Below are 19,242 nucleotides of genomic sequence, written 5' to 3' on the forward strand. Positions count from 1 at the left end.
GTTGAAGACACAAAAGATTTACCAAATTCTGTTTGGGGGAAACATGGAAGACAGAAAACCTCTTGTGGGCGTCTTGATGGGAAGTGATTCAGATCTTCCGGTGATGGAAGGGGCTTTTGAGGTGCTTCGAAAATTTGATGTGCCCTTTGAAGCGGCCGTACTTTCGGCACACCGAACTCCGGAACGTGCGGCGCACTATGCCGCCACGGCGGCCGAAAGGGGCCTCAAGGTGATCATTGCGGCGGCGGGTTGGGCCGCTCATTTGGCAGGCGTTTTAGCCTCCAAGACCATCCTTCCGGTTATAGGAGTTCCGGTGGACTCTTCCCCTCTTCAAGGCATGGACGCCTTGTTATCCACGGTGCAGATGCCCCCGGGCATTCCTGTGGCCACAATGGCCATCGGGAAAGGCGGGGCTAGAAACGCCGCTCTGTTTGCAGTCCAGATTTTGGCTCTTTCCTACGAAAACTTGGCGGAAGCTTTGAGACACCACAAGGCGGACATGGCGGCGGATGTTCTGGCCAAAAACGAAAAGATCGACGCCTCCGTAAGGGTTCAGGGACTTCTATGAAATCGCTGCGGCGATGGATGGCTCCGTTTGATGAACTCCCTAGGGATTTGGAAGAGCTTTTGCGCCGTGGCGGCGTGGTGATTTATCCGACGGAGACGGTCTACGGTTTGGGTGGCGATCCCCGTAACGCCGCTGTTCTTGAAAGGATCTATGCGTTGAAGGGTCGACCGCTCCACAAACCCCTGCCGCTGATTGCCTCCAATGTGGAGACGGTTCAAAAATGGGTTCAGTGGCGGTCGAATCCTTTAGATCGCATCGCCAAACGCTTCTGGCCCGGGCCTCTGACTTTGGTGCTGCAAGCTTCCATGAACGTGCCGCAGCACCTGACGTCAAAAGAAGGAACGCTGGCTGTGCGTGTGAGTGCCCATCCGGTGGCGCTCTTGCTGGCCGAAGCCTGTGGGGGGATGGTGGTAGCCACCAGCGCGAACCTTTCCGGTGAGGCTGTGGTATCGAATCCGGCGGAACTTTCATCCGGTTTACTGACCGAGGTGGACGGTCTTGTGGACATTGGGCCTTTGCCTCCTTCCCCTCCTTCTACCATCCTGGCCGTAGCCTTTGAAGGGACTCGTTATTCTGTGCAAGTGCTGCGGAAAGGAGCCGTTTCCATAGAGGCTCTGCGGGAATTTTTTCACGGTGAGCTTGTGGTGAGCCCGATGGAGGAACTTTGATTTATTGGGTGATTTCCATATTGGGGTTGTGTACGGGTTTCGCCGTCCCTGCATGGTGGTGCGCTCGACAGTGGCGAAAAGACCTTCAGGGGCCTAGACGGGTTGTGCTCACGGGCGGCGGGACTGGAGGCCATGTAAATCCGGCTTTGGCCATTGCGGAAGCGGTCAAGAAGCGGGAACCGGACGCCCGTTTTCTCTACGTGGGTGTGGCGGGCAAGGCGGAAGCCGTCATTGTGAAAAGGGCGGGCATGCCTTTACGGTTCGTGTCTTCACGGGGTCTTCCAGGGCTTCGACCTTCTTTGACCTTGGTGCGTTTTGGTGTGGCCTTGGCACTGGGGCTTGTCCAGTCTCTGTGGATTCTCGCGACGTTTCGACCCCATTGGATCATCGCCACAGGAGGGTACGTGAGCGCGCCCATTGTGATGGCAGGCCTTGTGCTCAAAGCCCTGGGCATCGGGCCGGTCAAGATCTTTCTTCATGAACAGAACAGTGTCCCAGGCCAAATGAACCTGCTTCTCGGTCGCTACGCGGACCTTGTGTTCCTCACTTTTCCTCAAACCCTCGCCTATTTTCCCAAAAACGGTTGCGTGGTGGGATACCCCGTACGCCATTCCATTCTGGAAATTCCGAGGGAGGAAGCTCGTCAAAGACTGTCTTTTTCCCTGCCCCAAGGACGGAAGGTGGTCTTTATTTTTGGCGGGTCTCAAGGAGCCCGCACCATCAACCGGGCCGTGGTGGATGCCTTGGCTGTTTTGTCCCAGCATCGCGACAAGATTTTCGTGATCCATGGCATGGGCTTGGCCGCTTCGGAAGACTACCACGCCGTCCAAGACACCGAAGCCCTGCTTAAGGCGCGCTACGACGAAGAAACTCTCGCCTCTTTCGGCGATTTTTACTATCGCCAGGACTACTTTCATAATATCGCCGAAGTTTATGCCGTGAGTGATCTTATCGTTTGTCGCAGCGGCGCAGGAAGCCTCAATGAACTGGCCAGGCTGGGCAAGCCCTCCCTGCTGATTCCCAAAGCGAATCTGCCAGGGGACCATCAGGTCATGAATGCGAGAGCTATGAAGCGAGCTCGAGCTGCCGAAGTGCTTTTTGAAGACACGGTGGTGGAAAAGGGAGAACTTCAGGACCGGATTGACGGAGAGGTTTTGGCGGCCAAGATTTTGGAGCTTCTTGATGATGAGGCCGGCCTCAAGGAAATGTCCGAAAAATCCCGTCAATTCTTCAGAAAACAGGCGGCGGCCAGAATTTTGAGTGAACTTTACGGCGATCGCACTTTTGACAACGGCTGGAGCACGCAGCCTTTGGAGACCTTATCCCCTCTCCTCACCAACAATCAGCTCTTACGCCGCTTACAGAAAGTTTACGAAGCCGATCCCACGGGTTATGATCCCGAGCATCTTTCAGGAATTTCGGAAGACCTGGCCTATTATCGTTACAGAGCTGCAGCCTTGCTGGTGCATCCGTCTTGGGCCGTGCGCAACCTGGGTGTGAAACTCATCGGATTGACTCGATATCAAGAAAAAACAGGCACACTGCTTCATATGCTTTTGGATCGTACACCGGCTTCAAGGCTGGAACGCTGGTTCGGCGGTGATTTCAAACAGGTGGGCTTCATTCGCCGCAACGTGATCGCTGCCCTGATGGTGTTGAACCGTCTGGACCCTTCGGTGGAGCAGGCGCTTATGACCGCCATGGAAGATCCCTACTATGAAGTGAGGGCTCAGGCGTGCCGTGCCGTTTCTCATTTCGGCAGGTATTTGGCGGGGAAGGAACCCTGGCTCAAGGTCCTCCTGAAAAAGCTTGACGATCGATGTTTTGAAGTCAAGGTGGAAGCGGCACGGGCTTTGGGGGAAGTGGGAACCGACGGCCGAGCTCTGGAAGCGCTTTTGAAGCTCGGGGAGGCCTTCCATTGGCAAGTGCGTAATGCCGCTTTGATGGGCGTACGCCGACTTATGGAAAGGCAGGTGATTTGGCCGTGCGAAGAGCTTTCTCAAAAATTGAGCCGATTTATTTTGACCGCTCCTGACTTTCGTCCCCATTTCGTCATTCGAGAAAACTTCAATGCGGTGATGCAGCTGTGCCGTCGTCGCGGTTCCATGAGCCGGGCCGCCGACGAGACCGAACCCGGAATTGTTGTCAGGAAAAAGACATGATTTACGAACTGGCTAATGCGATTCTGGAATCATGGCAGGTCTTTTCCTTTTTAAGGCTGATCAATTACCTTACCTTTCGGGCGATCATGGCGGCCCTGACCGGAGCGGCTTTCGTGTTCGTTTTCAGCCGACCTTTTATCCTGCACATGCATAGAAAGGGTTTTCAGGATCAGCATCGGGAAACGGGCCTGGCCACTCACGACAAGAGCGGTACGCCCACCATGGGCGGCGTCTTGATTGTGGGGGCCGTGGTCTTTTCCATGGGCCTATGGGGTAATTGGCGGAATCCTTTTCTGCAATGGCCTATGCTGGCCATGCTCTGGCATGCTCTCATGGGTTTTGCCGATGATTACCGAAAAATCGTCAAAAAAAGCGGAAACAGAGGATTATCGGAGCGCACGAAACTGGCGTTGCAGAGCCTTTTCAGTGGAGGTTTCGCTTGGATCATGGTCGGTCCCCTATCTCCCGTGGGACAGGACATGGCTGTGCGCCTCTATGTTCCTTTTGTCAAGGTTCCTCTCTTCACCCTGCATCCTCTCGTCTACGCGTTGTTCATTTTTCTGTTCGTCATTTTCGTTTCCAATGCCGTCAATATCACCGACGGCCTGGACGGGTTGGCCATCACACCGTCCTTGTTCGTCATGGGCGTGCTTGGCGTGTTTGCTTACGTGCAGGGCAACACCATCTATTCCGCCTACCTTTTTTATCCTTATCTCAAAGGTGTGGGGGAACTTACGGTTTTCGGAGCGGCTTTCATCGGAGCGGGTTTGGGATTTCTTTGGTACAACGCCTATCCGGCCCAGATTTTCATGGGGGATACAGGATCTTTGGCCATCGGAGGGACGATGGCGGTCGTTTCGGTGCTGCTGAAACAGGAATTCCTCTTTCCCATTCTCGGGGGGCTTTTCGTTGCTGAAGCTTTAAGTAGTCAGATTCAGGACAAGATTGGGGTTCGATGGCTGGGGCGCCGTATTTTTTACAGAGCGCCTCTTCACCATGATTTGCAACACCGAGGGATCGCAGAAACCAAAGTGGTTATTCGACTTTGGATCATCTCCGGTCTTCTGGCCCTTGTGGCTTTAGCCACCCTAAAGATCCGCTGAAAAACCACTTAGGAGACTTGGGACTCGAGCATGATTTCAATGCCTACCAGGGTTTCTTGACTCCGGCACTCTTCGGCCCACGCAATCATAGCGGAATCCCAGAGCCTTCATCTGGTCGGGTTCATACACGTTGCGTAGATCCACAAAAACGGGTTCGGCCAAAAGAGACTTCAGGCGAGGCAGATCCAAAGCCCGATACTCGTTCCACTCCGTCAATAAAACCACACAGTGGGCTCCCTTGCAGGCCTCATATGGGGATGAACAATAGATGACTTCCGGAAGCAGTTTGGCGGCTTCCTTCATGGCCTGGGGATCGTGAGCACGCACGATGGCTCCGTGTTCCATGAGCGCCGGAATAATGGTCAAGGCGGGGGCTTCTCGCATGTCGTCGGTTTCCGGTTTAAAGGCCAATCCCAGAACCGCGATGACTTTTCCTGCCTCCGAGCCGCCCAGAGCGGCACGAATCTTTCGAACCATACGCGCTTTTTGCGCCGCGTTGACTTCCACCACCGCTTCTACGATGCGACAGGCCACGCCATGTTCCTGCGCAATTCTTAGAAGCGCCAAAGTGTCCTTTGGAAAACAGGATCCACCGTAACCGGGACCGGGATGCAGGAACTTTTTCCCGATCCTTCCGTCCAGGCCCATGCCTTTGGCCACGGCATGCACGTCGGCTCCCACTTCTTCGCATAGGTTGGCCATTTCATTAATGAAACTGATCTTGGTGGCCAAAAAGGCGTTGGAAGCGTATTTGATGAGTTCCGCTGTTTCAATGGTGGTGATCACAAAAGGGGTTTCAATCAGATAAAGCGGCCGATAGATGGCTCGAAGCCTTTCCTCGGCTCGAGGGCTTTCCACGCCGAGAACAACCCTGTCGGGGCGCATAAAATCAGCGATGGCCGCTCCTTCCCTCAAGAACTCAGGATTACTGGCCACATCGAAATCGGCCTTGGGGTTTTCCTGAGCAATGATGCGTGCCACTTGCCGAGCGGTTCCCACGGGCACCGTGCTTTTGTTGACCACCACGGTGTAATCCCTCAGGCGCGGGGCGATGGCTCGAGCTGCCTCGAACACATAGCTCAGATCCGCATAGCCGTCGCCTCGACGCGAAGCCGGAGTACCCACGGCAATAAAGATCACATCGGCCTCCCCGATATAGGGATCGAACTCAAAGTCAAAGGTTAGCCTTCCGGCGGCGCTGTTTTTTTCCACCATGGGTTGAAGCCCCGGTTCGTAGATGGGCACCTGGCCTTCGCGTAGTCGCTGAATTTTCTGGATGTCAATATCGATGCAGGAGACCTGATGTCCAAATTCCGCAAAACAGGTCCCGCTTACCAAGCCCACGTAGCCCGTCCCGATGACCGCTATTTTCATTGTCTCCTCGTCTTCGAATGCTGTAAGCTTTTTATGAAAGAAACTAACAAACATTAGCGTGCGCCACTTTAGCACAGCCGTTTGAGAAGTGAAGAGCGAAGCCATGCGCCGGTGGTCTTTAAGGACGAAAATCTTTGCGGCCATCGTGGGCGTCACCGCGGTGAGCCTCACGATCACGGCCGGCTTTCTCTTTCGGCATGCAACCCGGTTGGTTCGGTCGAAAACCATCGACGAACTCTCCACGGCATCCGCTACCGTGGCTCATTTTGTGGAACATAATCTGGAAGACGCTTTGCGTCAGCTGGAAACATGCGCCGCGCCTGGCTTGCAAAAACGTTCAGATACAGAGACAAATCCTGAACAAGGCACAGATGTCTCCCTAAAGCCGTCGTTTTTGGCGGTTTCCCGTCATCTTTTTCACACTTTCCCCTGGATCGTGGCGACGGCGTATCGAGATACCAACGGACAAATCCTTCTCAGCCATGGTGATGAACGCCTTCTTGCGACGTCTTTAGAGGCATGCGAGCCTTTGGCTCTTTTTCCCAAAGGTTGTTTCATTCGAGCTTTTGAACAGGCGGATGCGGGAAAGGTGTATGTGGAGCTGGGGTTGAGCCGAATTGAAGGGGGGAGCCCTTGGACCTTTGTTGTGGATATGTCATCCTTGACGGAAACGGCTCCTGTGCCTCAAAGACTTTTCAACGACCTCGTGGTGGTTTTAGGCAAACTGGGCCGTGCCGACACCCTGGTGGTCAAGTCAGCATCATGGGCGGACAAGAAACTTCAAGAGGATTTGGCTGTGAGGCTCGGACAGATCTTTCTGGGCGCTCGAAAGCCGGATCCCGGTTCCATAACGGTTGAAGCCCAAGAAATCTTGGTGGCATTCAGCCACTTGCCCAAGGTTCGGTGGCCTCTTGCCATGGCCGTGCCCTCATCCCATGCCGGCCTTCCTTCCTCGGCCCTGCTTTCGGGTGTGGCCTGGGCTTGCTCCTTGAGTGTCCTGCTTTCCCTGGTGGTGGCCTGGCTTGCCGCTTCGCGCCTCATGCAACCTCTTCGACGTCTTCAGGAGGCTTTTCACGAATTCAGCCAAGGACATTGGAATGTTCAAGTGCCGGTGACGTCCGGGGACGAAATCGCCGAATTGACCGACGGGTTCAACCAAGGGGTGGTGTTTCTGAACACCCAGCACCGAAAGCTCAAGAGATTTCAAACCGTGGTGCATCATGCTCAGGATGCCGTGGTTCTGTGTTCTTCAAAAGGAAGCTTCGTTTATGCGAACCCCTCGGCTTACGAGTTTTTCGGTTTTCAACGTCGAGAAGACATCGTCCTCACGAGACTTCACGACCGAGTCTGCACCGTGGATCGAGAACGATTTGAAAACACCGTCTGGCCGCTCATGCTTCAAGGGCCATGGGAAGGGGAAGTCCATTTTTGTCGTCAGGATGGAAAAGTTCAGGTGGGATGGCTTCGAGCAGGAGTGGTTCCCGAAGGCACCGGTGAACCTAATTTTGTCTACGCCATCATTCGGGATATTACCGATCGAAAGGCGACGGAAGAAGCTTTGCGCACGGCTGAAGAATACTACCGAACCCTGTTTCGAACCAGCCGCGATGCCATTGTGGTGACCGATCCTTCAGAAATCATTGTGGATGTCAACGAGCCCGCTTTTCCCTGTATTTTCGGATACACACGCCAAGAAATTCTGGGGCGTTCCATCATTGATCTCATGGCCGAAGAATCCAGAGCTTCAACGGCGCCTTTTCCGGAGGCCACGAAAGAAGCAGACCGCGTTACCGTCAAATGGCGTCGCAAAGATGGATCCCTCTTTCAAGGCGAGGCCACCTTAAGCACCCTCAAAAATGCCAAGGATCATTGGCTCGGCTATGTGCGCGTGATTCGCGACGTTAGCGAACGAGAAGGCTTTTTGGAAAAATTGGAAAGGGCCTACCAGGATCTTAAGAGTTTGGATGAGTTGAAGGATAAGTTTTTGGCCGGAGTCAGTCACGATCTACGCACACCCCTCATTCCTGTAAGGGCTTTTCTCGAAAAGTTGCTTCAAGGCAAATGGGGACCGTTGACACCTAGGCAGGAAGAGTTCCTTCGTTACTGTTTGATCGGCGTGAGTCGAGAAATGATCCTTGTGGATGAATTGCTGGACTACACGCGACTGAAATCGGGAAAATTGACCCTGCGTCAAGAAAGGGTGGACCTACAGGAAGTTCTTCGAACAAGCCTTTTCCTTCTCAAAATCTTGGCCCAAACCAATCGCCTGACCATTGCCGTGGACATCCCTTTGGAGCCCGTTCCAATCCTGGGGGATTACAACAAGTTGCTGCGCATTTTTCATAATCTCTTTTCCAACGCGGTCAAATACAACCGACCGGGAGGCCATGTGACGGTTCGAGGCACGTGGGAAGGTCTTGAACGTTTTCGTGTGGCTGTGGAAGATACGGGGATCGGCATTCCCCAAGAAGATTTGCGGCGCATTTTTGACGACTTTTACCGCGTGGACGCAAGCGGATCGGTTGTGAGGGGTTCCGGTATCGGGTTGGCTGTGGTGAAGGAATTGGTGCATCTGCATAACGCCCAGCTGGATGTACAAAGCACCCTGGGTGTAGGAAGCATCTTTGCCATCACTTTTCCCGTGCTGGGGGATTCTCAGAATGACCGGAACCAGACATCGTCGTGAAACGTCGTGAGAACTTCAGGATGATTGGTTCGACCGGGTGCGGTTCAAGGGCACATCATGTAGCTCATGAGGGAAGGGAGTTGACGGTGGAAATTTTTACATTTTCCAAGAAAGGCGACGGTGGAGAGACAAGCCTGTTGACCGGGGAAAGGGTTTCCAAGGCAAGTCTAAGACCAGAGACCTACGGCACCTTGGATGAGGCCAGTTCCGTTTTGGGACTGGCCAAGGCTTTGAGCACCAATGACACGGTGCGCCATCTGGTGCACACCATTCAGGAGGATTTGATCCTTCTTGGAGCTCAACTGGCCTGCAGCGCCGAAGAACGCTGTAAGTGGAAGGTGGAAAACCACCATGTGCATCGGCTGGAACAATGGATCGAAGACCTGCAGCGAGAAGTGCCTCTTCCGCGGCATTTCGTGCTGCCAGGAACCAACGCCGTCAGCGCCGCTCTGGACATGGCGCGGACCGTTGTGCGGCGCGCCGAACGCCGTGCAGCAGGCATGAAGGAAGCCGGCATGCTGGAAGACCCGCTCGTCCAGGCTTACCTGAACCGCTTGGCCGACCTGTTGTTCACCTTGGCCCGATACGCCGAAAAACATCCTTGAGTGCCCCGGTTCATGAAAGCTTGTGCCACAAAAAATCATAAAAGAAAGAGAAAAAAAACGAAAAAAACCAAGAGATCAAAGGCCGACGTTTTCCCTCTTTTTTCATAAATTCCTTTTCCTTCCCCGAAATTTTCCTTTTTCGAACTTGCCATACGGCTCAAAGATCTTTATGAAATGTTAGCACTCGGCGGAAGCGAGTGCTAACATCATTTCAAGGTTTACAAGGAGTGAGAAGCCATGAAGTTACGTCCACTGCATGACCGAGTGATCGTCAAACGTTTGGAGGAAGAGGAACGGACCCAAGGCGGTATCATCATCCCTGACACGGCCAAGGAAAAGCCTCAGCAAGGCAAGGTTTTGGCCGTGGGTAAAGGGAAGCTCTTGGACAAGGGCGATGTGGTTCCCTTGATGGTCAAGGAAGGTGACCGAGTGCTCTTTTCCAAGTATGCCGGCACGGAAGTCAAGGTGGAAGGCGAAGAGCTTCTCATTATGCGTGAAGACGACATTCTGGCCATTCTCGACTGATCGCATGGATGAGGAGGAGGCATCATGGCAGCGAAGGAAATCAAATACTACGGTGAAGCCCGTTCCAAGATTTTAAAGGGCGTTGACATCTTGGCCGATGCGGTCAAGGTGACTTTGGGTCCCAAGGGCCGTAATGTGGTCATTGAGAAAACCTTTGGATCGCCCACGGTAACGAAGGATGGTGTCACGGTCGCCAAGGAAATCGAGCTTGAGGACAAGTTCCTCAACATGGGCGCGCAAATGGTCAAAGAAGTGGCCAGCAAGACCAGTGATGTGGCGGGAGATGGTACCACCACGGCCACCATTTTGGCGCAGGCCATTGCGCATGAAGGTTTCAAGTTGGTGGCGGCCGGCCATAATCCCATGGCTTTAAAGCGCGGCATTGAAAAGGCGGTGGCCAAAGCCGTTGAGGCCCTCAAGGAAATGAGCAAGCCCACCAAGGACCAGAGGGAAATCGCTCAGGTAGGGACCATTTCCGCCAACAATGACGCCACCATCGGAGACATCATTGCCGAAGCCATGAACAAGGTCGGCAAAGAAGGTGTCATCACGGTGGAAGAAGCCAAGGGCATGGAAACCACTCTGGATGTGGTGGAAGGTATGCAGTTCGACCGGGGCTATATTTCCCCGTACTTTGTCACCGATCCCGAAAAGATGGAAGTGATCCTGGAAGATGCTTACATCCTCTGCCATGAAAAGAAGATCAGCGGCATGAAGGATTTGCTGCCCATTCTGGAGCAGATCGCCAAGATGGGCAAGCCGCTGCTCATTATTGCCGAGGATGTGGAAGGCGAAGCCCTGGCCACCTTGGTGGTGAACAAACTGCGCGGCACCTTAAAGGTATGCGCCGTGAAGGCTCCAGGCTTTGGGGATCGTCGCAAGGCCATGTTGCAGGACATTGCCATTTTGACCGGCGGTCAGGTGGTGTCCGAAGACCTGGGCGTCAAGTTGGAAAATGTGACCTTGAAGGATTTGGGATCCGCCAAACGTGTGGTGGTGGACAAAGACAACACCACGATTGTGGATGGGGCTGGATCCAAGGAAGCTATCGAGGCGCGGGTCAAGCAGATCCGTGTGCAGATCGAAGAAACCACCAGCGATTATGATCGCGAAAAACTCCAGGAACGCTTGGCCAAGCTGGTGGGTGGCGTGGCCGTGATTCGTGTGGGGGCGGCTACGGAAACGGAGATGAAGGAAAAGAAGGCCCGTGTGGAAGACGCTCTGAACGCCACCCGCGCCGCCGTGGAAGAAGGCATCGTGCCGGGTGGTGGTGTGGCCTTGCTGCGCTGCCAAAAGGCCTTGGAAGATCTGAAGCTCGAGGGTGAGGAAAAATTCGGCCTGGACATCGTGCGCAAGGCTTTGGAGGCGCCGTTGCGCCAGATTGCCGACAATGCCGGCCATGAAGGTTCCGTGGTGGTGGAAAGGGTGCGCGAAGGTGAAGGAGCCTTTGGCTTCAATGCAGAAAAAGAAATTTATGAAGACCTGATTGCAGCCGGGGTTATCGATCCCACCAAAGTGGTGCGTTTTGCTCTGCAAAATGCCGCCAGCGTCGCGTCCCTGCTGCTCACCACCGAAGCGATGATCGCCGAAAAACCCAAGGAAAAGAAGGAAAGCCCGACCCCGCCCATGGATGACATGTATTAATCCCAGGGCTATTCCTGGGCACTCCCAAGAACCCGGACTCTGTCCGGGTTCTTTTTTGTTGCACCTTCGGCGTCGATTTTGCTAAGCAACGGAACGCTGCACACCCAAATCCGTGCTGAAAAGCATGAAAGGAGGAGCCGCCATGGCTCGCGTCACAGTAGAAGATTGCCTCAAACAAGTAGAAAATCGGTTCGCCTTGGTGCATTTGGCGGTCCGTCGCGTTCTTCAGCTTCGCAAAGGGGCGCCCCCCCTTATCGATGCCCCGAAAAACAAAGAAGTGGTCATCGCCCTTCGCGAGATTGCCGCCGGAAAAGTGACACCCCAGAACATTCTGGAACTTGAAGCTCAAGAAGACCAAACCGGTGAGCTTGCTCGGCGTCGTCGCATTGCTTCCAGTTCCGAAGAGATTCAGGAAGTCCTGGAAGAGTCGGCTCAGAGCGGGTCGTTGGAAGAGACCATGGAAGAGGCCGTAGCCGAGGAAAGTCGAAAACAGGACGAAGAGCTCGATTGAAGCGTCGCCGTCAAAGCCCATGGAGTGAAGCTGGAATGGGAAACCGGAGCGTCATGACTTGTTTGGAAAAGCGGGAATGGCTCAATCGAACGGCGGTGGCTTTGGACGATCTTCTCTCCCGGGGTCGAGCTCTGGAAGAAGCGGGGCTGATTCACGATGCCGTGGATTTTTATGAAAAGGCTCAGGCGAGGAGTGAACTGGAACGACTGTTGCCCTTGGCCCTAGAGGAAGGGGATGCTTTTCTTTTTGTTCGCCTGCACCGGCTTCTGAAAAAGGATCCTTCCCCTGAACAGTGGGAAATCCTGGCGCAACGGGCGGAAGCACTGGGAAAAAACCTTTATGCACAGCGTGCACGGCAGCACCTTGCTTGACAAGCGGCCCCACCATGCTTATGGAACCTTCGGTTTTGCCGTCCTTTGAAAGAAACCCTAAAGAGCTTTTCAAACACAGGTGATGGCGACGATGGCATCGACCCGGGACTATTACGAGATCCTTGGTGTTTCTCGCAACGCCAGCGAAGAAGAAATCAAGAAGGCTTATCGAAAGCTGGCCCTTCAATACCACCCCGATCGCAATCCGGGGGACAAGGAAGCGGAGGAACGGTTCAAGGAAGCGGCGGAAGCTTACGAAGTGCTTCGAGATCCTCAAAAACGTCAATTATACGACCAATTCGGTCATGAAGGACTACGTGGGGCCGGCTTTCAAGGTTTTCAAGGATTTGAGGATATTTTCAGTTCCTTCGGGGACATCTTTCAGGAGTTTTTTTCCTTCAATTTTGGGACGTCTCAAAGGCCGAGAACCAGCGCTCGACCTGGAAACGATCTCCTTTACGAGCTGGAAATTTCCTTTGAAGAAGCTGTTTTTGGCACCGAAAAGGATTTGGAAATCGATACGTACCGGCAGTGCGAACGCTGCGGAGGCAACGGATCGGAGCCGGGATCTTCGGAAAGCACATGCCCCTTGTGTCGAGGGCGGGGACAGGTGGTGCAAAGTCAAGGGTTTTTCCGTATTGCCACCACATGCACGCGCTGCCATGGCGCCGGCCGTGTGATCACAACCCCTTGTCGCGATTGTGGCGGGCAAGGACGACTCCGATGCGTGAAAAAAGTGCATGTAAAAGTGCCGCCGGGTGTGGATTCCGGAACACGGCTCCGTTTGCGTGGTGAAGGCGAAAGCGGTTATCGCGGGGGTATGGCGGGGGATCTGTACGTGCGGCTGAAAGTACGGCCTCACGAAATTTTTGAACGGGACGGCAACGACCTCTATGCCAAGATCTCCGTCTCTTTCGTGCAAGCCATCCTGGGCGACCAGGTTCTCTTGAAGACTTTGGATGGCGAAAAGATCATCAAGATTGAACCGGGCACACAGCCCGGAACAGTGCTTAAGTTTCATGGGGAAGGGGTGCCTTCTCTTCGAGGTTACGGACGAGGCGACCTCTTTGTCCAAGTGGATGTCACCATTCCCTCCAAAATCACGCCCCGCCAAAAAGAGCTTCTTCAGGAATTTCTGGCCATTGAGGAAGAAAAGGCCGAAAAAAAAGGTCGTAAGTGGCCGTGGACCAAGCGACATCAAGACAAGAACCGAGTCGCAGGGGAAGCCGCCCGCTAAGGTTCGAGTACCGTTAAGATCGATGCTGAGGATGCCGCCTTTCCTAGGGGGACGCGTAGGAGCGTCCGTTCGGGTTGCCGAAGGGTAAGGACAGTGAGAGGCGGAATCTGTGGGGACGATTGACGGAAAAAGAGGGTGCGGCTTTTCTGAAAAGTTGTGGGGCGGACTCATGGTTCGCCCCTACAGGGTGTTGGTTTTGGGCGGATCCATGGATCCGTCCCTACAGGGCAATGATTTTGGGTGGCTATATTGTTGCGCCTTGACGGGTTCCAAAGAATCTGAAGACGTCGATTTTGGTGTCGTTTTGGCGGATAAGATCTTATGGTGCCACAGCAAGTCCTTGGTGTGCCGCTGAAACCGGCGGCTGCTTATGGGCCAAGAGGTAAGGAGTGCCGATCGTGTGGGGTGACCGTCAATCCGCCCAATACCGAGATTTTCATGCCACAGCCCTCTATTGTCCGCGATGTCGGCAGGCCATGCCGGTGCGAAGTCGCCTTCTTTTGATTCTTCCTGACGGGGAACTTCACGAATACTTGTGTGCGGTGTGTGCTACTTCCGTAGGCACGAAGACTGTCAGACAAGAGCGTGAAGCTCGCATCTATGTGGCCTAATCAAGCCGCGTTAAATAGCTCGAATCATTTCATGAGCCTGAATGTGCAAAGAGGTGAACAAGGATGATTGAAGCCCAAGGTTTGACCAAGTGGTATGGAACGGTTCCGGCCATTCAGGATGTGAGTTTTGAAATCGCCAAGGGCGAGGTGGTAGGGTTTTTGGGTCCCAATGGTGCCGGTAAATCCACCACCATTCGCATTCTCACGTGTTTCATGCCGCCTACAGCCGGATCCGCCAAGGTGGACGGCTTGGACTGCCTGGAAAACTCTTTGGAAGTCCGCCGGCGCATTGGATATCTGCCAGAAAACGTTCCTTTATATAACGAAATGACGGTGTGTCGGTTCCTTTCCTTTGTAGCCCAAGTCAAAGGGGTTCCTTGGAAAAGCATGACAAAGGAAGTGGAACGGGTCGTGGCCGTGTGCGGCTTGGAAGCAGTCCGCAACCGGATCATCGGAAATCTTTCCAAAGGCTACCGACAAAGGGTGGGATTGGCCCAGGCGTTGGTGGGAAACCCCCCGGTGCTCATCTTAGATGAACCCACCATTGGGTTGGATCCCACCCAGATCGTGGAAATTCGAAAACTCATTCAGGATTTGGGACAAGACCACACGGTGCTGCTGAGCAGCCATATTTTGCCTGAAGTGGCTCAAATTTGCCAAAGGGTGCTCATTATCAACAAGGGCCGCATCGTGGCCACGGATGCTCCGCAAGCCCTCACGTCCCAATTGCAAAAGTCGGCCACGGTTCATCTGACGGTTTGTGGGGATGGCACGGGATTGGCCGAATCCTTACGTCGTTTGGACGGAGTGCTGAACGTTGTCGTGGAAGGGGGCGAACCGTCACGGCTCATTGTGGAAACGGATCGTCACGCCGACCTTCGACCTGCTTTGGCGCGCACGGTGGTGCAGCACGGCGCGGATCTTTTGGAATTGAAAACCGTGGATTTGAGCCTTGAAGATATCTTTATGCATTTGGTGACAGAAGAACCCTCGCAGGAACAGGGTGTGGTCGCCGAAACAACTCGGGTATCCCAGCATGAGGAGGCGATGGAATCATGAGAGGTATTTGGGCCGTTTATCGCAAGGAACTATATGTGCTTTTTGCCTCCCCTATCTTTTACGTGGTGGCCTTTATCTTTCTCGTGTTGAACGGCTACTTTTTCTATACGGCTTTGGCTTATTACAGCATGGTGAGCTTTCAAGCCGCCCAAAACCCTTTTATGGCCCACCAGATGAACCTGATGGATATGGTGGTGCGTCCCGTGCTGATGGATCTTGCCGTCGTTCTTTTGCTCACGGCGCCTTTGCTCACCATGCGAACCTACGCTGAAGAGAGGCGTTCAGGCACCATGGAACTACTTTTCACTCTGCCCGTCACTGACAAGGGAGTGTTGGCGGCCAAATTTGCGGGAGTGCTCACGACCTTGTTCCTTTTGCTTCTGGGAACCCTGCCGTCCATGGCCTTGTTGGGGTTTTTGGCTGATCCCAATTGGAAAGTGATGCTATGCGCCTATGCAGGTTTGTTTTTGATGGGAGCGGCTTTTCTGTCGTTGGGTATGTTCTCATCGGCTTTGACCAGAAACCAGATCGTGGCGGCGGTAATCTCCTTCGGCGCCTTGTTGCTTTTTTGGGTGATCGGCTGGCTGAGTTCCATCATGGGGCCCACATCCGTGCGGCTGGCGGAGTATCTTTCCATCATTCGCCATTTCGACAATTTTTCCAAAGGGGTGCTGGATTCTCGAGACCTGCTCTATTACGGGATCTTTATAAGCTTTTTCCTTTTTCTCACCGTGCGCCAGATCGAATCCTACCGGTGGCGTGGTTGATCGAAAGAACCCACAAGACACGATGGAGGCCTTGAAAGATGCCGAAGACTATAAAATCGCGGCGGCTGCATTACGGATCCAGCGCGGTTTTTTCCACCTTGGTTTTTTTGGCCATTTTGGTGCTGGTCGCTCTTATTGCCGAAAGACATCCTCTTCGAGCGGACCTTACGGAAACCGGACAGTTCAGTTTATCGGAACAGAGCCGAAAAGTGGTGGCGTCCATCAAAGAGCCTGTGACCATCAAGGCTTTTTTTGCCTCCGGTGCTTCCGACGCCTCACGTGCTAAGGACCTGCTGGAAACCTACCGTTACTACAACAAGAACCTTCACTATGAATTCATCGATCCCGACAGAGAACCACAACTGGCCCGCCAATACGAAATTCGCGACTACGGGGTGTTGGTGGTTGAAGGTCAGGGACGTAAGGAAATCGCCCCTCGCGCCGATGAAGAGGCTTTGACCAACGCGCTTTTTAAACTTAGCCGGGACGAGGACAAGGTCATTTATTTTCTCACGGGGCATGGGGAGCGATCCCCGGAGGAAATGCACAAAGGGGGATATTCTTCAGCCAAATCAGCATTGCTGAAGGAAAACTTTCAGGTGAAGCCGCTCAACTTGATGCAGCAGCCTCGGGTGCCCGAGGATGCCGCTGTGGTGATCGTGGCGGGTCCTGAAAAAACCCTGTTTCCCGAAGAGGTGGCGTCCTTGGAAGAGTATGTGCTGCGAGGCGGCAAGGCGGTTTTCTTTCTCGATCCCGAAAAAGACGGCGGTGTGCGCTCTCTGCTGGAAAAATACGGTATTGTTCTCGGAAACGACATGATCATCGATAAACTCAGTCGCGTCTTTGGAGGCAGTTACCTTATGCCCGTCGTGACCCACTATGGGGCGCACAAGATCACACAAGGGTTCAATGTGGCTACCTTTTACTCCGAGGCACGGTCCGTGTCCGCCGCCGATCCTCCCCCGAACGGCGTGACCCTGGTGACCCTAGCCTCCACATCGGAAAATGCATGGGCGGAAACGGATCTGGAACGGCTCTATCGAGGGGAGGCGAGTTTTGAACAAGGCATAGACAAACCCGGTCCCGTGTCCCTTGGCGTGTTGGCGGCCGTGGACATCAGCCAATTTGGCGGCAAAGAGACGGCATCCTTCAAAGCTGAAGAAGGCACTCAGGGTTTCGACAAAGAAACCGGCGACAAAGACCCCCTAAAGTCCAAGCCGACCTTGGGATACCTGGTCGCATTTGGGGATTCGGACTTTGTGGACAACACTCATTTCGGTGTTTCCGGCAATGCGGATTTGTTCCTCAACATGATGCATTTTCTGGCCGATGAGGAAACCCTCATCACGATAGAACCAAGAAAGCAAAAAGCTCAGACCTTGATGCTCACGGCAAACCAAGCTCGAATGGTTTTTTGGACATCCGTGGTCGCGGTTCCTATGATGGTGTTGCTTGCAGGATTCGGGGTTTACCGTGTGCGGAGGTCGCAGCGATGAAGTGGCGTCATTCGATCATTTACCTGCTCGTGTTGATTGTTCTGGGCGGCTACTATTATTGGTTTGAAGTCGTCAAAAAGCGGGAAAAGGACGAGGCGGAGAGGGTTAAGAACAAACTTTATACGGTGAAAGCGGAAAACGTGGAGGAACTCTTCCTCGAGGCCGAAGGCAAGCCGAGGGTGCACCTGGTCAAAAAGGACGGGACATGGGTTTTGGAAGAGCCCCTCGACACCGAAGCCGATCAAGGCGCTGTAGACACCTTGGTTCATGTTCTGGTGGAATTGGAAAAAAGCCGTGAGGTGGACACAGCCGCCAAGGACGTGGCCCTTTACGGGCTTGCGGCCCCTCACCTTACAGTGCGGTTTCGTTCCGCAGACACGTGGCATCGTCTGCGGTTCGGGTCCCAAAACCCTTCAGGGGAAAGCCGCTATGCCGTTAAAGAAGACGAAAATGCTGTTTTTCTTGTGGCTGCAGGCCAGGTACAGGGTTTAAGTAAAACGCCGGAAGATCTTCGTCGTCGAGATCTTTTGACCTTTGACGATGATAACATTGAAGGCCTCAAAGTGTCTTGGGCTGACGGACGCCGTGTGGAGCTGGTTCGAGAGGAAAAAAATAAAGAGACATGGCGCTGTGTGGAAGAGCCTGAAAGGCGTGTGAAGAACACCAAGGTGGAAAACGTTCTGAACCAGTTACGGTGGTTACGGGCCAAAACCTTTTTGGATTCTGCCGGTCAAGAGGCTCCATGGCAAGGGGAGGCTTTCGAGGTCCAGGTGATTCTGCGAGGCTTCGATGGTTCCGAACAATCCATTCAGCTGGGACGCAAAAAAGATCAACCGGAAACCTATGTGGCCCTGAGTTCCCAGCTCAAGACTCCGGTGACCGTCGATGCCTCCATCTTCAAGGAACTGCCTAAGACGGTGCGCGATGTGGAAGATCGATCCCTCGTGGCTTTGAACTCCAAAGACGTCACACGTGTGGAATACAACGTGGGTGAAGAAAAAGGTGAACTGATCCTTGAAGACGGCGGCACGTGGGTCCAGGTGAAAGCCGATGGTACCCGGCGCCGATTCAAGGAATCCTGGCGTGTTCGTCCCCTGTTTTGGGAATGGGAGGATTTGGAATACGAGGAAAAGGTTCCCACTGAGGAAGCTTGCGGACAAAGTCAGGACATGAACCGCATGGCCTTTTTCCAAAAGGACAAGGGGCTCGGCGTGTTGACCTGGCTCCAAAGACAGCCGAATGACAAGGATGACACCCTGCCGCTCTGTGTCGATTCCGGCACGGCTTTTCTTGTCAAAGCTGAAAAAATCAAAGAAATCGAAAGAAAATTTCGAGAAGTCTTGAAAAGCCCATAAAGAAAGGTTCAAAAAAGCTAAAGGCTATTCACGACCTCCCCTGTAGCTGGTTTTTTCCAGCGGCAGGGGACGGCATCCTTGAGGAATCTGTCCTGTTTCCACCACAACGTCGATGGGAATCCCTCCGCGAGCATACCAAAGGCCCACCACACGCAAATACTTGGGATTCATGGCCTGTTGCAATCTCTTGAGAATGGTCACCGTGCAGGCTTCATGAAATGTTCCGTAATTGCGAAAACTTCCGAGAAAGAGCTTGTAGGATTTGCTTTCCACGAGCCTTTCTCGAGGCACATAGTCGACGATGATCACGGCAAAGTCAGGTTGACCCGTCAGTGGGCATAAGGTTGTGAATTCGGGGGCTGTAAGCCGCACCACGTAGTCCACGTCTGGATGCGGGTTGGCAAAGGTTTCCAAAACCGCTTCGTCGGGATGTTTTGGAAGTGGTGAGGGGCGTCCCAGAAGGGTCAGTTGGTCCAGATCGTCTTGAGGCATCTCTGAAT

19 protein-coding genes are annotated in these 19,242 nt (G+C 53.7%); 17 read left to right on the forward strand and 2 right to left on the reverse strand.

The features are described from left to right. Positions 1–43 precede the first annotated feature (43 nt). The 4 genes from purE to mraY are packed head-to-tail and all read left to right on the forward strand — an operon-like array spanning position 44 to position 4,501. Entirely contained in the window at positions 44–568 is a 525-nt protein-coding gene (purE, locus tag WHS46_09920; protein ID MEJ5348991.1) for a 5-(carboxyamino)imidazole ribonucleotide mutase, read from the forward strand. Next, positions 565–1,236, forward strand: coding sequence for an L-threonylcarbamoyladenylate synthase (locus WHS46_09925; GenBank protein MEJ5348992.1), 672 nt, complete (start codon positions 565–567; stop codon positions 1,234–1,236). Before purE ends, WHS46_09925 begins: the two co-directional genes overlap by 4 nt. Then, the gene (locus WHS46_09930) at positions 1,233–3,398 is read left to right on the forward strand and encodes a glycosyltransferase (protein ID MEJ5348993.1); all 2,166 of its coding nucleotides are present in this window, start codon (positions 1,233–1,235) and stop codon (positions 3,396–3,398) included. Before WHS46_09925 ends, WHS46_09930 begins: the two co-directional genes overlap by 4 nt. Further along, positions 3,395–4,501: a phospho-N-acetylmuramoyl-pentapeptide-transferase gene (mraY, locus tag WHS46_09935; GenBank protein MEJ5348994.1), complete on the forward strand. Its 1,107-nt coding sequence runs from the start codon at positions 3,395–3,397 to the stop codon at positions 4,499–4,501. Before WHS46_09930 ends, mraY begins: the two co-directional genes overlap by 4 nt. Before the next feature lie 36 nt (positions 4,502–4,537). Here mraY and WHS46_09940 read toward each other — a convergent pair whose 3' ends face one another. Beyond that, positions 4,538–5,875, reverse strand: a complete 1,338-nt coding sequence (locus tag WHS46_09940) for a UDP-glucose/GDP-mannose dehydrogenase family protein (GenBank protein MEJ5348995.1) — start codon at positions 5,873–5,875, stop codon at positions 4,538–4,540. Positions 5,876–5,978: 103 nt separating this feature from the next. On the opposite strand from WHS46_09940, the gene WHS46_09945 reads away from it, so the two are divergent. The 13 genes from WHS46_09945 (at position 5,979) to WHS46_10005 (ending at position 18,742) form a co-directional block, all read left to right on the forward strand. Then, a complete protein-coding gene (locus tag WHS46_09945) occupies positions 5,979–8,561 on the forward strand; it encodes a PAS domain S-box protein (GenBank protein ID MEJ5348996.1) in 2,583 nt (860 codons plus the stop codon). 86 nt (positions 8,562–8,647) lie between these two features. Next, a complete protein-coding gene (locus tag WHS46_09950; protein ID MEJ5348997.1) occupies positions 8,648–9,166 on the forward strand; it encodes a cob(I)yrinic acid a,c-diamide adenosyltransferase in 519 nt (172 codons plus the stop codon). A 237-nt stretch (positions 9,167–9,403) separates the two neighbouring features. Continuing rightward, positions 9,404–9,691, forward strand: a complete 288-nt coding sequence (gene groES, locus WHS46_09955) for a co-chaperone GroES (protein ID MEJ5348998.1) — start codon at positions 9,404–9,406, stop codon at positions 9,689–9,691. Positions 9,692–9,715: 24 nt separating this feature from the next. After that, on the forward strand, positions 9,716–11,335 hold the full coding sequence (gene groL / locus WHS46_09960; GenBank protein MEJ5348999.1) for a chaperonin GroEL: 1,620 nt from the start codon (positions 9,716–9,718) through the stop codon (positions 11,333–11,335). A 142-nt stretch (positions 11,336–11,477) separates the two neighbouring features. Beyond that, positions 11,478–11,846 (forward strand): DNA-directed RNA polymerase subunit omega, encoded by a 369-nt coding sequence (gene rpoZ / locus WHS46_09965; GenBank protein MEJ5349000.1) that lies wholly within the window; start codon positions 11,478–11,480, stop codon positions 11,844–11,846. A 35-nt stretch (positions 11,847–11,881) separates the two neighbouring features. Continuing rightward, the gene (locus WHS46_09970; GenBank protein ID MEJ5349001.1) at positions 11,882–12,217 is read left to right on the forward strand and encodes a hypothetical protein; all 336 of its coding nucleotides are present in this window, start codon (positions 11,882–11,884) and stop codon (positions 12,215–12,217) included. A 91-nt stretch (positions 12,218–12,308) separates the two neighbouring features. Beyond that, positions 12,309–13,454: a molecular chaperone DnaJ gene (gene dnaJ / locus WHS46_09975; GenBank protein ID MEJ5349002.1), complete on the forward strand. Its 1,146-nt coding sequence runs from the start codon at positions 12,309–12,311 to the stop codon at positions 13,452–13,454. 109 nt (positions 13,455–13,563) lie between these two features. Then, the gene (locus WHS46_09980; protein MEJ5349003.1) at positions 13,564–13,809 is read left to right on the forward strand and encodes a hypothetical protein; all 246 of its coding nucleotides are present in this window, start codon (positions 13,564–13,566) and stop codon (positions 13,807–13,809) included. Between the two features lie 43 nt (positions 13,810–13,852). Next, positions 13,853–14,065: a hypothetical protein gene (locus WHS46_09985; protein ID MEJ5349004.1), complete on the forward strand. Its 213-nt coding sequence runs from the start codon at positions 13,853–13,855 to the stop codon at positions 14,063–14,065. Between the two features lie 63 nt (positions 14,066–14,128). Beyond that, the gene (locus WHS46_09990; GenBank protein ID MEJ5349005.1) at positions 14,129–15,124 is read left to right on the forward strand and encodes an ATP-binding cassette domain-containing protein; all 996 of its coding nucleotides are present in this window, start codon (positions 14,129–14,131) and stop codon (positions 15,122–15,124) included. Further along, positions 15,121–15,891 carry an ABC transporter permease gene (locus WHS46_09995; protein MEJ5349006.1) on the forward strand — a complete coding sequence of 257 codons (771 nt, stop codon included), beginning with the start codon at positions 15,121–15,123 and terminating at the stop codon, positions 15,889–15,891. The genes WHS46_09990 and WHS46_09995 overlap by 4 nt, the downstream gene beginning before the upstream one ends. A 38-nt stretch (positions 15,892–15,929) precedes the next feature. Then, positions 15,930–17,387, forward strand: coding sequence for a Gldg family protein (locus WHS46_10000; GenBank protein MEJ5349007.1), 1,458 nt, complete (start codon positions 15,930–15,932; stop codon positions 17,385–17,387). Next, a complete protein-coding gene (locus tag WHS46_10005) occupies positions 17,384–18,742 on the forward strand; it encodes a DUF4340 domain-containing protein (GenBank protein ID MEJ5349008.1) in 1,359 nt (452 codons plus the stop codon). The genes WHS46_10000 and WHS46_10005 overlap by 4 nt, the downstream gene beginning before the upstream one ends. A gap of 24 nt (positions 18,743–18,766) precedes the next feature. On the opposite strand, the gene queF is transcribed toward WHS46_10005, so the two are convergent. Continuing rightward, positions 18,767–19,234, reverse strand: a complete 468-nt coding sequence (gene queF / locus WHS46_10010) for a preQ(1) synthase (GenBank protein MEJ5349009.1) — start codon at positions 19,232–19,234, stop codon at positions 18,767–18,769. Positions 19,235–19,242 lie beyond the last annotated feature (8 nt).

It is taken from the genome of Desulfosoma sp. (genome assembly GCA_037481875.1).
Classification (GTDB): Bacteria; Desulfobacterota; Syntrophobacteria; order Syntrophobacterales; family DSM-9756; genus Desulfosoma.